Raw genomic sequence first — 229 nt, 5'->3', positions numbered from 1 at the left:
TATGCGGTGCCGGCTATGTGTCGTGCCTCCTACGCGCTGAACAACACCGAAGAAGAAGCGGATCCTCTGGCCGCAGGTTTGACCCGTATACATCGTCTGCTGGGCGGTTGAGCAGACTTCAGGAGTGATTCATGGCGAATTTGCCAGATAAAGAGAGACTAGTGCGTAACTTCAATCGTTGCGCAAACTGGGAAGAGAAGTACCTCTACATCATTGAACTCGGTGGGAA

1 protein-coding gene and 1 pseudogene are annotated in these 229 nt (G+C 52.0%); both read left to right on the top strand.

What is annotated here, in order from left to right:
• On the top strand, positions 1 to 111 hold a 111-nt coding region (locus tag KVT28_RS28095), incomplete at its 5' end, for a hypothetical protein (RefSeq protein ID WP_254633690.1).
• Between the two features lie 20 nt (positions 112 to 131).
• A pseudogene (locus KVT28_RS27515) lies at positions 132 to 229 on the top strand (cysteine desulfuration protein SufE); the annotation flags it as partial.

Source organism: Pantoea sp. GbtcB22, from assembly GCF_019091025.1.
GTDB classification, from domain to species: Bacteria; Pseudomonadota; Gammaproteobacteria; order Enterobacterales; family Enterobacteriaceae; genus Pantoea; species Pantoea leporis.
This window is presented reverse-complemented; position numbering and strand designations above follow the sequence as displayed.